At 73.9% G+C, this 14,356-nt stretch carries 11 protein-coding genes; 7 read left to right on the top strand and 4 right to left on the bottom strand.

The genetic code is table 11. The features are described from left to right. Positions 1-22 precede the first annotated feature (22 nt). The 5 genes from B073_RS0129355 to B073_RS0129375 are packed head-to-tail and all read left to right on the top strand — an operon-like array spanning position 23 to position 5,892. Entirely contained in the window at positions 23-1,564 is a 1,542-nt protein-coding gene (locus tag B073_RS0129355) for a GMC family oxidoreductase (protein ID WP_018541658.1), read from the top strand. Further along, positions 1,564-2,721: a quaternary amine ABC transporter ATP-binding protein gene (locus B073_RS0129360; protein ID WP_018541659.1), complete on the top strand. Its 1,158-nt coding sequence runs from the start codon at positions 1,564-1,566 to the stop codon at positions 2,719-2,721. Before B073_RS0129355 ends, B073_RS0129360 begins: the two co-directional genes overlap by 1 nt. Beyond that, complete coding sequence (locus tag B073_RS46745; protein ID WP_018541660.1) at positions 2,721-2,894, top strand: hypothetical protein; 174 nt, start codon at positions 2,721-2,723, stop codon at positions 2,892-2,894. Before B073_RS0129360 ends, B073_RS46745 begins: the two co-directional genes overlap by 1 nt. Further along, entirely contained in the window at positions 2,891-4,885 is a 1,995-nt protein-coding gene (locus tag B073_RS0129370; protein WP_018541661.1) for an ABC transporter permease, read from the top strand. Before B073_RS46745 ends, B073_RS0129370 begins: the two co-directional genes overlap by 4 nt. Before the next feature lie 11 nt (positions 4,886-4,896). Further along, complete coding sequence (locus B073_RS0129375; RefSeq protein ID WP_018541662.1) at positions 4,897-5,892, top strand: ABC transporter substrate-binding protein; 996 nt, start codon at positions 4,897-4,899, stop codon at positions 5,890-5,892. Between the two features lie 78 nt (positions 5,893-5,970). On the opposite strand, the gene B073_RS0129380 is transcribed toward B073_RS0129375, so the two are convergent. Both B073_RS0129380 and B073_RS0129385 read right to left on the bottom strand, forming a co-directional pair. Continuing rightward, entirely contained in the window at positions 5,971-6,717 is a 747-nt protein-coding gene (locus B073_RS0129380) for a BPL-N domain-containing protein (RefSeq protein ID WP_018541663.1), read from the bottom strand. 5 nt (positions 6,718-6,722) lie between these two features. Beyond that, positions 6,723-10,907, bottom strand: a complete 4,185-nt coding sequence (locus B073_RS0129385) for a Pls/PosA family non-ribosomal peptide synthetase (RefSeq protein WP_018541664.1) — start codon at positions 10,905-10,907, stop codon at positions 6,723-6,725. Positions 10,908-11,135: 228 nt separating this feature from the next. On the opposite strand from B073_RS0129385, the gene B073_RS0129390 reads away from it, so the two are divergent. Further along, positions 11,136-11,357, top strand: coding sequence for a hypothetical protein (locus B073_RS0129390; protein ID WP_018541665.1), 222 nt, complete (start codon positions 11,136-11,138; stop codon positions 11,355-11,357). A 22-nt stretch (positions 11,358-11,379) separates the two neighbouring features. Here B073_RS0129390 and fabV read toward each other — a convergent pair whose 3' ends face one another. After that, a complete protein-coding gene (fabV, locus tag B073_RS0129395; RefSeq protein ID WP_018541666.1) occupies positions 11,380-12,597 on the bottom strand; it encodes an enoyl-[acyl-carrier-protein] reductase FabV in 1,218 nt (405 codons plus the stop codon). Between the two features lie 180 nt (positions 12,598-12,777). Between fabV and B073_RS0129400 the strand changes: the two genes are divergently transcribed. Next, on the top strand, positions 12,778-14,085 hold the full coding sequence (locus B073_RS0129400; RefSeq protein ID WP_018541667.1) for a trypsin-like serine peptidase: 1,308 nt from the start codon (positions 12,778-12,780) through the stop codon (positions 14,083-14,085). 63 nt (positions 14,086-14,148) lie between these two features. Here B073_RS0129400 and B073_RS0129405 read toward each other — a convergent pair whose 3' ends face one another. After that, complete coding sequence (locus tag B073_RS0129405; RefSeq protein WP_026247845.1) at positions 14,149-14,352, bottom strand: DUF397 domain-containing protein; 204 nt, start codon at positions 14,350-14,352, stop codon at positions 14,149-14,151. Between the last annotated feature and the right edge of the window lie 4 nt (positions 14,353-14,356).

Consider the following 14,356-nt stretch of genomic DNA (forward strand, 5'->3'; position numbering starts at 1 on the left):
TTCGCCAGTTAAGGAGCACCCCATGCCCGTGTACGACTACGTGGTGGTCGGCGGTGGCACCGCCGGTTCCGTCATCGCCTCCCGCCTCGCCGAGGACCCCGGCATCACCGTCGCCGTGATCGAGGGCGGCCCCTCCGACATCGACCGCGAGGAGGTCCTGACGCTGCGCAAGTGGCTCGGCCTGCTCGGCGGCGAGCTGGACTACGAGTACACGACCACCGAGCAGCCCCGCGGCAACTCGCACATCCTGCACAGCCGCGCCAAGGTCCTCGGCGGCTGCTCGTCGCACAACACCCTGATCTCCTTCAAGCCGCTGCCGTCCGACTGGGACGAGTGGGCGGCGGCCGGTGCCACCGGCTGGGGTGCGAAGGACATGGACCGCTACTTCGGCAAGCTGCGCAACAACATCGTGCGGGTGGCCAAGAAGGACCAGAACGAGATCGCCTCGGACTGGATCGAGGCCGTCAAGTCCGCCCTGGACGTGCCCGAGGTCGTCGGCTTCAACGACCGGCCCTTCGAGGAGGGCGTCGGCTTCTTCGACCTCTCCTACCACCCGGAGAACAACAAGCGGTCCTCCGCCTCCGTCGCCTACCTCCACCCCCACATGGAGGCCGGCGACCGCCCCAACCTCACGCTGATGCTGGAGACCTGGGCGCACAAGCTGGAGCTGGACGGCACCACCGCCAAGGGCGTCCACGTCCGCACCAAGGACGGCGAGGAGGTCTACGTCGAGGCCGCCCGCGAGGTGCTGGTCTGCGCCGGCGCGGTGGACACTCCGCGGCTGCTGATGCACTCCGGCATCGGCCCGAAGGAGGACCTGGAGGCGCTGGGCATCGAGTGCGTCCTCGACCTGCCGGGCGTCGGGGAGAACCTGATCGACCACCCGGAGTCGGTGATCGTGTGGGAGACCAACGGGCCGATCCCCGGCAACTCCGCGATGGACTCGGACGCCGGTCTGTTCGTCAAGCGGGACCCGGAGCACAAGGGCCCGGACCTGATGTTCCACTTCTACCAGATCCCGTTCACCGACAACCCCGAGCGACTGGGCTACGAACGCCCCGAGCACGGCGTCTCGATGACCCCCAACATCCCCAAGTCCCGCGCCCGCGGCCGCCTCTACCTCACTTCCGCCGACCCCGAGGTCAAGCCCGCCCTGGACTTCAAGTACTTCGAGGACGAGGGCGACTACGACGGGCAGACCCTCGTCGACGGCATCAAGCTGGCCCGCAAGGTCGCCGAGGCCGAGCCGTTCAAGAAGTGGCTCAAGCGTGAGGTCTTCCCCGGCCCCGAGGTCACCGACGACGCCGAGATCAGCGAGCTGGTCCGCAAGGCCGCGCACACCGTCTACCACCCGGCCGGCACCTGCAAGATGGGCGCGAAGGACGACCGACTCGCCGTCGTCGACCCGGAGTTGAAGATCCGTGGCCTGAACGGCATCCGGATCGCCGACGCCTCCGTCTTCCCGACGATGCCCGCGGTGAACCCGATGATCGGCGTGCTGATGGTGGGGGAGAAGTGCGCCGAACTGCTCCGCGCGACCCCGACCCAGGGGGGTGATGCGTGATGGCCGCCTCCGCCACCGACGCCACCGCCGTCCCCAACCCCCGCTCCGGCGCGGCCACGTCCGCCGCGAAGGGCGCGAACGCCGCGGACGCCGTGGACGAGCAGACCACGGTCTTCTCCGTGCGGAACCTGTGGAAGGTCTTCGGCCCCAAGGCCGACCGGATCCCCGAGGACGCCTCGGTCGCCGGGCTGAGCGCCCGCGAGCTGCGCGAGCAGACCGGCTGCACCGCCGCCGTCCGCGACGTCTCCTTCGACGTCCGCAAGGGCGAGGTCTTCGTGGTCATGGGCCTGTCCGGCTCCGGCAAGTCCACCCTCGTGCGCTGTCTGACCCGGCTGATCGAGCCGACCAGCGGCGCCCTGGAGATGGACGGCGAGGACGTCCGCGCCATGGACCGCACCGCGCTGCGCGAACTGCGCCGCCGCCGGGCCGCCATGGTCTTCCAGCACTTCGGCCTGCTGCCGCACCGCACCGTCGTCGACAACGTCGCCTACGGGCTGGAGATCCAGGGCGTCGGCAAGTCCGAACGCCGGGAGAAGGCCGCCGAGATGGTCGACAAGGTCGGCCTGACCGGCCTGGAGAAGCGCCGGCCCGGCCAGCTCTCCGGCGGCCAGCAGCAGCGCGTCGGCCTGGCCCGCGCGCTCGCCGTGGACCCCGAAGTCCTGCTGTTCGACGAGCCGTTCAGCGCGCTCGACCCGCTCATCCGGCGCGATATGCAGGAGGAGGTCGTCCGCCTGCACCGCGAGGAGGGGCGGACCATGGTCTTCATCACCCACGACCTCGCCGAGGCGCTGCGGATCGGCGACCGGATCGCCCTGATGCGCGACGGCCGGATCGTCCAGCTCGGCACCCCCGAGGAGATCGTCGGCTCGCCCGCCGACGACTACGTCCGCGACTTCGTCCGGGACGTGCCGCGCGAGCAGGTCCTCACCGTGCGCCGCGCGATGCGCCCCGTCGAGGACGGCGAGGCCGACGGCGGCCCCGCGCTCACCCCCGACACCCTGATCTGCGACGCCATCGAGGCGGTCGCCCGCACCGGCGGCCCCGCCCGGGTCGTCGACGACGGCCGCTGCCTGGGCATCGTCGACAGCGCCTGCCTGCTGAACGTGGTGGCCCGCAACACGCAGCCGTACGGCACGCCGGGGGAGGTGGCCGCCTGATGTACGCCGCCGCTCCGCACCGCGGCGCCGCCCGCGCCGTCGACCTCCCCCGCGCGCCCGCCGCGAGCCCCCGGGCCCGGCTGCGCGCCGTCCTGCTCCGCCGGTGGCGCCAGGCCCAGCGCGCCGCCGCCCTCGGCGTGCCGGCCGGCACCGTGAAGCGAGGCCGGGCATGAGCACCGTTGCACCTCCGACTTCGGCCGGCGCGCTCGGCGTCGGCAAGCTCCGTCCGATACAGGGCCTGCTGCGCCGCCGCGGCCTCGCCAAGCTCCTGCTGCTCGCCGTCGCCGCGGCGGTCCTCGTGCCGCTCGCCCAGGCCGCCTGGCCGGGCGCGGCCTGGCCCAGCGCCCTGACCGTCGACGTCTCCGGACCGCTCGACCACGCCAGCAACTGGATCATCGACAACCGCGACAGCCACTGGCTGTTCGTCTACGTCCTGGGCCACCTCAGCAACGCCGTGGTGCTCTCCGTCCGCGGCGTCTACCTGCTGCTGCTCGCGCTCGGCTGGACCGGTGTGACGGCCGGTGTGACGCTGCTGGCCTGGCGCGTCGCCGGGGTCCGGATCGCCGCCACCGCGCTGGTGTCCTTCCTGGTCAGCGGCGCCCTCGGGATGTGGATCCCGACCATGCAGACGCTGGCCCTGATGATCGTCGCGGTGCTCGCCTCGGTCGTCGTCGGCGCGCTCCTCGGGCTCGCCGCCGGCCTCTCCCCGCGGCTGTTCAAGATCCTCCGCCCGGTCCTCGACACCATGCAGGTGCTCCCGGCCTTCGCCTACCTCCTGCCGGTCGTCATGATCTTCGGCATCGGCGTGCCGGCCGCGCTGCTGGCCACCGTGATCTACGCGGCGCCGCCGATGGCCCGGCTCACCGCGCTCGGACTGCGCGGCGCGGACGCCGGCGTCCTGGAGGCGGTCTCCTCGCTCGGCGCCACCGGACGCCAACGGCTGCTCACCGCCCGCCTCCCGCTGGCCCGCAAGGAACTCCTGCTCGGCGTCAACCAGACGATCATGATGGCGCTGTCCATGGCCGTGATCGCCTCGATGATCGGCGCCGCCGGTCTCGGCGACCGCGTCTACCAGGCGCTCGCCTCCGTCGACGTCGGCGCCGCGCTCGCCGCCGCCGTCCCGATCGTGCTGCTGGCCATCGTCATGGACCGCACCACCGCGGCGGCCGGCGAGAAGCTCGGCGCGGACCCGTCCGCCGCCGGCCCGCGGCTGCTGCGCGGCTGGCCCGCCTGGGCCGGTATCGCCGCGCTCACCGCGGTGGCCGCGCTCGTCGGCCGGCTGGCCGGCTCCGCGATCTGGCCCGCCGGCGCCACGCTCGCCATCGCCCGCCCGGTCAACGACGCCAAGGAGTGGATGGTCAACCACCTCTACTCCGGCGTGCCGGTCGTCGGCGGCACCGCCGACTGGGCCGCGCACTTCACCAACTGGGTGCTCAACCCGCTGCGCGACGGCCTGACCGCCCTGCCCTGGTACGGCGTGCTGCTCGTCGTCGCCGCGCTGGCCTGGCTCATCGGCACCTGGCGGACGGCCCTGACCGCCGTCCTGGCGATGGCCGCCGTGGGCGTGCTGGGCGTCTGGGGCCCGTCCATGGACACCCTCTCCCAGGTCCTCGCCGCCCTGGTGCTGACCCTGGTGCTGGGCATCGGCGTCGGCATCCTCGCGGCTGGCAGCAAGCGCTTCGAGGCCGTGCTGCGCCCGGTCCTGGACGTCATGCAGACCATGCCGCAGTTCGTCTACCTGATCCCCGTCGTGGCGCTGTTCGCGGTGGGCCGCGCCCCGGCCGCCGCCGCGGCCGTGGTCTACGCCCTGCCGGCCGTCATCCGGATCACCACCCAGGGCCTGCGCCAGGTGGACCCGGGCGCCATGGAGTCCGCCGAGTCGCTCGGCGCCACCCGCTGGCAGACCCTCCGGCAGGTCCAACTCCCGCTCGCCCGGCCCGCGTTGCTGCTGGCCGTCAACCAGGGCGTGGTGCTCGTCCTCGCCGTCGTCATCATCGGCGGCCTGGTCGGCGGCGGTGCCCTCGGCTACGACGTGGTCACCGGCCTGGCCACCGGCAACCTCGCCCTCGGCCTGGTCGCCGGCGTCGCCATCGTCTGCCTGGGCCTGATGCTCGACCGGGTCACCCAGCCCACGGAACGGCGCACCGCCGGGAAGGGAGCCTGACCATGTCCCGTATGCCGATACGCACCCGGACGCTCACCAAGGCACTCGCCGCCACGGCCGCGACCGGTGCCCTGCTGGTCTCCCTCTCCGCCTGCGGCAAGGCCGACATGACCAAGCAGGGATCGCCCTTCGCCGCCGCCAAGGGATCAAAGTCGGTCACCCTGTCCGTGCAGACCTGGGTCGGCGCCCAGTCCAATGTCGCGGTGGCGCAGTACCTGCTCGAACACGAGCTGGGCTACCACGTCGACACCGTCCAGGTGGACGAGATCCCCGCCTGGGACGCCCTGAGCCAGGGCCGGGTCGACGCCATCCTGGAGGACTGGGGCCACCCCGACCAGGAGAAGCGCTACGTCCAGGACAAGAAGACGATCACGGCGGGCGGCGGCAACGGCGTCACCGGCCACATCGGCTGGTGGGTGCCCAAGTACTGGGCCGACGCCCACCCCGACGTCACCAACTGGAAGAACCTCAACAAGTACGCCAAGGAACTCCGCACCTCGGAGAGCGGCAACAAGGGCCAGTTGATGGACGGTTCGCCGTCCTACGTCACCAACGACAAGGCGCTGGTGAAGAACCTCGGCCTGAACTACCAGGTCGTCTTCGCCGGTTCCGAGGCCGCCCAGATCACCCAGATCCAGCAGTTCGCCAAGCAGAAGAAGCCGTTCCTCACCTACTGGTACGAACCGCAGTGGCTCTTCAACCAGGTGCCGATGGTGGAGGTCAAACTCCCGCCGTACACCGACGCCTGCGCGGCGAAGGGGGCCAAGGACCCGCAGTCCATCGACTGTGCGTACCCCACCACCCCGCTCCAGAAGTACTTCAACACCGACTTCGCCAAGAGCGGCAGCACCGCGGCGCAGTTCCTGAAGAACTTCCGCTGGGACAAGAAGGACCAGAACGAGGTCTCCCAGATGATCGCGTCCGGCGGCCTGTCCGCCGACGACGCGGCCAAGAAGTGGGTCCAGGAGCACCCCGACGTCTGGAAGCGCTGGCTGCCGAAGAAGTAGCGGCCGCAAACTCACCACGCCACCGGGCGGGACCGTTCCACGGGGACGGGCCCGCCCGGCGGCGTCTGTGGGGCCGGGTCAGTCCTCCAGCAGTTCGTTCACCAGGTCCACGGCCAGGTCGCGGGTGTGGTGGACGGGGAGGTTCTCGTCGAGGAACCAGTCGTCGGTGGCCTCGGGGTGCGGACCGACCACGGCGACCTTCCCGGCGCCGCAGGGGGCGACGACGGCGGCGACGGTGCCGTTGGGATAGGTGGCCAGGACGGTGGCGTCGGCGCCCTCGTCGAGGAGGAAGTGCGGGCCGTCCTGGAAGAAGACGGTGCGGGGCAGGCCGCGCCAGCGGGTCTCGACGACGGTGTCCCCGTCGTGCTGGACGGTGGCGCCCGGCGTGACGATGTACTGGTCGGTGTCGCCGGGGAGCAGGTCGAACCCCGGGTCGTCGCCGGCCAGATAGCCGCCGAGGCAGAAGCCCAGGTAGTGGCCGCCGCCCTGGACGTAGTCGCGGATCTCACCGGCGTGTTTGCGCAGCCGGCGGTAGGCCGGGGCCAGGTCGCCGCCGCCCGGCTGGGCGTAGAGGTGGGCGTGCGCCAGGGACGCGGCGGAGAGCGGGACCTTCTCGTGCGGGCCGGTGTAGCGGACGTCGAGGTTCCAGGGGCCGGCGGCGAGCAGTGCGGCGACCGCCTCGGAGCAGCCGGCGGGGCGCGCGGCCGGTCCGCGGTAGACCAGGGCCAGGCGGCGGCCGCCGGGCGCGGGGAGGAGGGGCGACTCCGGCTCGCCGCGGGCGCCGAAGGCCCGGCGGAGGGAGTCGAGGAAGCCGTCTGGAGGCATGGGGCTCACCGTGCGGGGCTGGTGGGGTGCGGGGCCGGCGCGGCGGACGGGCGGTCGGCGGGCCGGAGGGCCAGGCCCTGGGCCGGGATGCCGCGCCAGGCCGTACCGGGGAGGAGGTACTCGCCCTTCATGACCAGGGACAGCGCGTCGAGCCAGACGCCCTCGCCGACGGTGCCGTCGTAGAGGATGATCGCGCGGCTGCCGACGCCGGCGCCGGCGCGGACGGTGACCTTCGACATCTTCATGACCCGGTCCTCGAACAGATGCGTCTGCAAGCTTACGCCCGCGCCGATCGCCGCGTCGTCGCCCACCTCGACCAGGTCGAACTCGGTGAGGAAGGTGGTGGCCAGCCATGTCCGGCGGCCGATCCGGGCGCCGAACAGGCGCAGCGCCGGCGGCAGGAACGGGGTCCCGGCGAGGGCGGCGAGCCCGGCCGGCACCGCGGCCGCCTCGTACAGGCCGGTGACGAACTCGGTGCGGCGGACGAACCAGCTCCACAGGGGCTCGACGCGGGGCCGGTAGCGGCCGACCACCAGCCACTTGAGCAGTGCGCAGGCGGCGACGACGGCGAGGCCGGCGGCCATGAGCAGGACGGGGGCGAGCAGCACCGGCAGGGCGAGGGAGGGGCTGTGGGCGACGCCGGAGAGGGCGAGGAGGAAGAGGTACGCGGTGGTGCCCAGGAGGGCCGCCGGCATCGTCGCGCGGAAGTACTCGACGGCCAGGCGGCGTCGGACGGCCCGGCGGGTGGGGCGGAAGGTCAGCTCCTCGGGGAAGGTGCCGCTGCTCTGGCGCCGCGGGAGGCGGAACGCGGGGGAGCCCAGCCAGAAGCTGCCGGGGGGCACCTCCTCCTCGGCGGGGACGGTGCCGACGCCGATCAGGGAGTGGGGCCCGGTCCGGGTCCCGGCCGGCAGATACGCGGCGTTGCCGACGAACGCGCGGCGGCCCACCTCGGTGCGGCGGCACAGGACCCGGCCGCCGGCGAACGCCGCGCCGCCGACCCCCGCCATGTCTGCGACGAAGCTGCCCTCGCCGAGGACGAGCAGGTCCGGGTCGAGGTGGGAGGCGGTGGACACCTCGGCGCCCGGGCCGATCCGGGCGCCCAGCAGCCGCAGCCAGGGGGCGGTGTAGAGGGTGGCGTAGAGGGAGTTGGTGAGGGCGAGGCTGGATTCCAGCAGCTTGTCGGAGAGCCACTTGCGCACACCGAGGCCGGAGCGAACCGGGTGGCTGCCGACCGGCGTGCGGCGCAGCACCAGCCGTTTGGCGCCGGCGACCGCGGCGCAGACCGAGAGCACGTAGAGCGGCGCGGCCAGTACCAGGGAGACCAGGACGGCCGGCCCGCTGCCCCAGGCCAGCCAGGCACACCACACCAGCGCGGCGCCGGGCACCAGGACGGCCAGCGCGAGGAGTTCGAGGAGGACGACGCCCAGCAGCGCGGCGGCGAGGTGCCGCACCCGGCCGCGTTCGGCCGGGCCGCCGGCGCGCAGCATCTCCTCGACGTCCGGGGTCAGGGCCGGCACCGGGGAGGGCGGGGAACCGGCCCATCGGGCGCCGGGCGGCACGGCGTCGCCCTCGCCGAGCACCGACTGCTCGCCGAGCCCGGCGCCCGTCTCCACCCGGGCGCCCGGCTCCAGCACCGCATGGGCCCCTACGTAGGCGCGCGGGCCGATGTCTATCGGGGCGACGGTCACCCAGCCGTCGGCCACCCGCCAGGCGTGCAGGGTGACGCCGTAGCCGATCGAGGCGTCCGCGCCGATCCGGACCAGCGACGGCAGCGGGACGCCGCCGGTGGCAATGGTCGTCCGCGGCCCGATCCGGGCGCCCAGCAGCCGCAGATAGCCGCCCGCCAGCGGGGAGCCGCTCAGCGCGGGCAGCGGGCTCACGCTCAGCAGCAGGCCGAGCGTCCACAGCCGGAGGTAGGTCGGGCCCCACAGGGGATAGCGGCCCGGCCGGACACCGGCGGCCAGGGGGCGGGCGAGCAGCACCGGCAGCAGCCAGCGGACGCCGGCATAGCCGACGAGCACGGCCAGTACGGGCTGTACCGGGACCGGCGTCCGGCTGGTGAACACGCCGCCCTGCCGGCCGAAGACGATCGCCAGCGGCAAGGTGGTGGCGAAGAGCAGGAGGTAGAGCGCGGCCGCCTGCACCAGCCCGGCCACGGCGATCCGGGCCCTGCTGTGGCGGAGCGGGCGGGGACGGACCGGGGGCGGGGACGCGGCGGCGCTACCCGTGCCGGCCGTGCCGGGGCCGCCGTCCGCGCCGTCCCCGTTCCCCGGAAGGGCCTCCGGGACCCCCGCCGCGTCCAGACCGGCCGCCAGCCCCCGCACCGTCGGATGGGCGTAGAGAGCGCGCAGGGTGGCGCCGGTGCCGCTGCCGACGCCGCGGCTGCGGAGCAGCGAGACGACCTGGGCGGCGAGCAGCGAGTGCCCGCCGAGGTCGTCGAAGAAGTCGGCCTCTGTGGACAGCGTGTCGGGCTGCATGCCGAACACCTCGGCCCAGACCTCCCGGACCCTGGACTCCACCTCGCCGCGCGGCGGCACCACCGGGCCACCGCCGCCCAGCCGGCGCCCGGTCGGCGCGGGCAGCCGTCGGCGGTCCACCTTGCCGCTCGGCATGGCCGGCAGCCGGGGGAGGACGTCGAGGAACGGCGGCACCATGTAGGCCGGGAGCCGCTGCCGCAGAAGCTGGTGGAGGCGGGCCACCAGCGCGTCGGCCGCCGCCGCGTCCGCCGGTCCGTCGCCGTTCGAGGAAGACGCCCCGTAATTCGAGGACGGCACCACGTACGCGGACAACTCCCGGCACTCTCCCGCCCCTTCCTCGTCCTCCGCCTCGCCGTCGCGGGCCGGCAGCCGCACCAGCGCGGTGGCCGCCTCGGCCACCCCGGGGTCCTCCAGCAGCACGTTGTCGATCTCTCCGAGGTCGACGCGGTAGCCGCGGACCTTCACCTCGTCGTCGGCCCGCCCCAGGAACGCGATCTCCCCGTCCGCGGTGACCCGGCCGAGGTCGCCGGTGCGGTACAGCCGGCCGCCCCCAGGGGCCAGCGGGTGCGCGACGAAGCGCTCCGCGGTCAGTTCCGGGCGCCCCACATAGCCGCGGGCGACGCCGGGCCCGCCCACGCAGATCTCGCCGACCGCCCCGTCCGGCACCGGCCGGCGCTCCTCGTCGAGCAGTACCACCGTGTACGTGGGCAGCGGCCGGCCGATCGTGACCGGCCGGCCCGGCCGCAGCTCGGCGACGGTCGCGGTGACGGTGGTCTCGGTCGGCCCGTAGGTGTTGAGGATCCGCCGCCCCGGCCGGCTCCACCGCTCGACGAGCCGGGCCGGGCACGCCTCGCCGCCCACCATGAGGGCGCGCACCCCCGGCAGGTCCCGGGGGACCGTCGCCAGCAGCGTCGGGACGCAGTACAGGACCGTGATGCCCAACTCGTCCAGGGTGTCGGCGAGTTCGGCGCCGAAGCGTCCCGCGCCGGCCTCGGCCGGCCCCGCGACGAGGGTCGCGCCCACCGCCCAGGTGGGCCAGATCTCCTCGATGGAGAAGTCGAACGAGACGGTCATGCCCTGGTAGACCCGGTCCTCCGGGCGCACGTCGTAGACGCCGGGGACGACGGCGAGGAAGTTGCAGATGCTGGAGTGCGCGACGGCCACGCCCTTGGGGCGGCCGCTGGAGCCCGAGGTGTACATGATGTAGGCGAGCGGATCGGCCGGGTCGTCGTCCTCCGGACCCGGTGGGCCCGCCGCCCGCGCCGGGGCCGGGCCCCGCGGCCGGGTGGCCGGCGCCGCGGCCAGCTCCGCCGCCCGCGTGTCCAGCTCCACCACATGCGCCCCCAGCCCCGCCACCGCGCCCGCCCGCCCGGCCACCGTCAGCACCGCGTCCACCCGCGCGTCCGACGCGATGAAGGCGACCCGGTCCGCGGGCGCCGCCGGGTCGATGGGGACGAACGTCGCGCCGGCCTTGCCCACCGCCAGCAGCGCGGCGTACAGGTCCACCGACCGCGGCAGCAGCAGCGCGACCCGGGACCCCGCGCCGACGCCCAGCCCGCGCAGGTGGTGGGCGAGCCGGTTGGCGCGGGCGTCGAGTTCCGCGTACGTCAGGGTGTGCGGGCCGCACTCCAGCGCCGTCGCCGAGGGCGTACGGTCACAGGTCGTCTCGAAGACGCGGTACAGCCGCGTGCCGCCCCTCCTGGTCGTGCCCATGACTCCATCGCAGCGCCGATCACGCGTGATCGCATGTCCGGTCGCGGGAGCCCGTGTTGCGGGACGCGTCAGCCGCGATACGGGTCGTCACCCGATCGTATGGCCGCGGTCACGCCGGGCCACCGCGCACGCCCTCGGCGCACCAGGCTGGGAGGCGCCCCCATCCCCTCCGGGGACCCGTCCCGGACCCACCGGGAACGCCCCGGCTCACGGAAGGCCCGGCTCGTGATGCCTCTGCCGCCGCCGCACTGCCCGACCCCCGACTGCGACGACCACCTGTGGAAGGACACCACCACCACCGAGGTCCACCGGGACAACTGGCGCTGGTGGTGCCACCGTTGCGACAAGAAGTGCTACCCGACCCGCGAGCAGATCGAGGAGTACCGGGACGCGGTCGGGACGGGCTGCCGGGACCCGAGGGACCCCCGGGTGGCGGCCCGCCCCCACTGACCGCGCCCCGGCGCGCGGGCCGTCAGCCGGCCTGCCCCGGCCACGGCACCTCGGTGGCGACCGGCGCCCCGTAGTCCACGCCGGGCACCGCGAAGCCGTAGAGGCGGTGCACCTCGCCGTGGAACCAGTCCAGGTCGGCGAGCCGGGCGATGTCCTCCGAGGTGGCCGCCTGCCAGCGCTCGGTGACCGCGGCCTGCACCTCGGGGGACAGCTCCCAGGTGTCCAGCCGGATGCGGCCCTCCTCGTCCAGGTCCAGCGGCCGGGCCCCGGTCAGCCGGTCCCACAGGTCGGCGAGCTGGGCGGTCGGCGGCGCCATCCGCTCGCCGAGGACGCCGCGCAGCAGCCCGACGTAGAGCGCGATGCCGGGGATGGCGGTCGAGGACTGGGTGACCGCGGCGCCGTTGACGGACGTCACCGCGCGCCCGCCGACCAGCTCCGACAGCCGCTTGTCGAGGGCGCGGGCGGTGCCCTCCAGGTGGGCCTTGGCGGCGCCGATGGTGCCCTTGCGGTAGATCGCCTCGGTCAGCGTCGAGCCGATGTAGGACAGTGCCGCGGTGCTGAAGCCCTCGGCGAGCAGACCGCGGCCGGCCAGGTGGTCGATCCAGCGCTCCCAGTCGGCGCCGCCCATCACGGCCACCGTCTGTGCGATGTCCTCCTCGGCGGCCGGCGCGGTCTCCACCTCCTTGACCTCGGGCGCGCCCCCGTCGTCGAAGACCAGCGTCTTGGTGCGGGACGTCGCGCCGATCGGCTGGAGGACCGAGGCGTAGGTGGTGCCGGTCTCCGGGTCGGTGCGGCGCGGGGCGGCCACCGAGTAGATCAGGTGGTCCAGCTTGCCGCCGAACCGTTCCGCCAGCAGGTCGGCGACCTGCTCCTTGACCTCGTCGGAGAACGCGTCCCCGTTGACGAAGACCATGTCCCGCCCGGCCTCGCGGGCCAGTTCGGCGGTGGCGGCGGTGCGGTACCAGCCGGCGGTGGCGGTGCGCCGGGCGGTGGCCGGCTTCTCGAAGCAGACGCCGATGCCCCGGATTCCGGCGCGCTTCAGACCGGCCAGGGTGGCGGCCAGCCCGTAGCCGGCGGACGAGCCGATGACGAGGGCCACCGGGCCGTCGGCGGGCGGCGCCGCGGCGGGGGCGGGCACAGCCTCCCACATGTCGGAGACCAGCTGCCGGCACCCGGCGGGGTGGGAGTCGAGGAAGAGGAACCCGCGGCTGCGGGGACGGTCGATGACGCGGTCGGTCACGTTCGGGTCCTTGGGACGGTTCGGACAGGACACCACTGATTGTCCCGATCTTTTCGCGGCCCCGGCCCCCGGCCCCGCCCGGGCGCGGCGGAACGGCATAGTAGAGCGCGGCCCGGCGCCCCAGCAGGGTCATGACAGCCGTACCGGGGGCGCACCTACGCATCAAGGGGGAACCGCACCATGCCACCAGCCACACCACCGGAACCGACCGGCCCGCACGAACCGTCCGACCCGCACGAACCGTCCGACCCGCACGAACCGTCCGGCCCGCACGCCACTGACGGACGGCCGGGGGCAACGGCCCCGCGGCGGCGCTCCCGGTCCCGGTCCCGCGCCCGCCGCCGTACGTCCCTCGCCGCCGCGGCGGCCGCCGTCCTGCTCGCCGCCCTCGCGACCGCCTGCGGACCTGACGGCAACACCGCCTCCGGAAGCGGGAGTTCGGCCGCCGGCGACCGGAAGGCCGGCGCCGGCCACCTGCCCGACGGGACGCCGACCAGCCTCGACGACCTCAAGAAGTGGAAGGACGGCGGCTGGAAGAACTGGGACAAGTGGGCGCACAAGGCCCAGGACTTCGCCAACCCGATCATCAAGGACCACTGGAAGGCGGACCGGCTGGCCCGCGCCAAGGCCGCACCGGAACTCGGCGTCCAGGCCGGTACGGCGGTCGGCGCCGACGGCGCCACCGACCCCGAACCCCGCCCCGTCACCGCCGAAGAGGTGGACCGCCCCTACCACCGCCACATGGCCCCGGTCGGGAAGATCTTCTTCGACAGCCCCAAGGGCCCCATGGTCTGCTCCGGCACCATCGTCGAGGACCCCGCGCACCCGGGGAAGTCCAACCTCGTGTGGACCGCGGGCCACTGCGTCCACTCCGGCCGGCAGGGCGGCTGGATGCGCAACATCGTCTTCGTGCCGTCGTACAACGACCACGGCGTGTCGATGAGCCAGGTCGGCACCAGCCCCACCGAGCAGGTCACCCCGTACGGCCGCTTCTGGGCCGACTGGATCAGCACTTCCGGCGAGTGGATCGACCTGGGCAGCTCGGCGTCCGGCAACGCCGGTTCGGCGTACGACTTCGCGGTGCTGCACGTCCGCCCGGAGTACGGCGGCGGCAAGTCCCTCCAGGAGACCGTGGGCGCGGCCGCCCAGGTCTGGTTCAACGCCCCGCACGCCGACGGCATCAACTCGGTCAAGGCGTTCGGCTACCCGGCCGCACCGCCCTACGACGGCGCCCGCATGATGGCCTGCCTCGACCGCCCCGGCCGCCTCACCATGCAGCAGGGCACGCCCGCCATGGACCGCATCGGCTGCACCATGACCGGCGGCACCTCCGGCGGCGGCTGGTTCGTCAGCCGCAACGGCAAGCTCGCCCTGATCTCCAACACGTCGATCAGCTCCAACGCCCACACCTGGCTGGCCGGCCCGTACCTGGGCCCGACGGCGCAGCGCGTCTTCGACACGGTCAGCCGGAAGTTCGCGGGGCAGTAGGCGCGACCGCCTGTCGGGCCCCGGCCTCGTCGCGTTCCACGACGGGGCCGGGGCCCACTCGCGTCAGACGCGGCCGGCGTCGCCGTCCTTGAGCGCCTCGGTGAACGCACTCCACGCGTTGGCGGTGAAGGTGAGGTGGGGGCCGGCGGGGTTCTTGCTGTCCCGGACGGCGTGGCCGCCGGTGGACGTGGGGGCGACCTCCACGCAGTCGCCCGACTGGGCAGAGTACGAGGACTTCCGAAACGCGCCTATTGCTTGAGGCTTCACTGCT

Source organism: Streptomyces sp. MspMP-M5 (assembly GCF_000373585.1).
GTDB lineage: Bacteria > Actinomycetota > Actinomycetes > Streptomycetales > Streptomycetaceae > Streptomyces.

Bases quoted from the DNA above. Each gene is read 5' to 3' on its own strand.
- B073_RS0129360 (WP_018541659.1), top strand. From the start codon at position 1,564: ATGGCCGCCTCCGCCACCGACGCCACCGCCGTCCCCAACCCCCGCTCC.
- B073_RS46745 (WP_018541660.1), top strand. From the start codon at position 2,721: ATGTACGCCGCCGCTCCGCACCGCGGCGCCGCCCGCGCCGTCGACCTC.
- B073_RS0129370 (WP_018541661.1), top strand. From the start codon at position 2,891: ATGAGCACCGTTGCACCTCCGACTTCGGCCGGCGCGCTCGGCGTCGGC.
- B073_RS0129355 (WP_018541658.1), top strand. From the start codon at position 23: ATGCCCGTGTACGACTACGTGGTGGTCGGCGGTGGCACCGCCGGTTCC.
- B073_RS0129385 (WP_018541664.1), bottom strand. From the start codon at position 10,907: ATGGGCACGACCAGGAGGGGCGGCACGCGGCTGTACCGCGTCTTCGAG.
- B073_RS0129380 (WP_018541663.1), bottom strand. From the start codon at position 6,717: ATGCCTCCAGACGGCTTCCTCGACTCCCTCCGCCGGGCCTTCGGCGCC.
- B073_RS0129375 (WP_018541662.1), top strand. From the start codon at position 4,897: ATGCCGATACGCACCCGGACGCTCACCAAGGCACTCGCCGCCACGGCC.
- B073_RS0129390 (WP_018541665.1), top strand. From the start codon at position 11,136: ATGCCTCTGCCGCCGCCGCACTGCCCGACCCCCGACTGCGACGACCAC.
- B073_RS0129400 (WP_018541667.1), top strand. From the start codon at position 12,778: ATGCCACCAGCCACACCACCGGAACCGACCGGCCCGCACGAACCGTCC.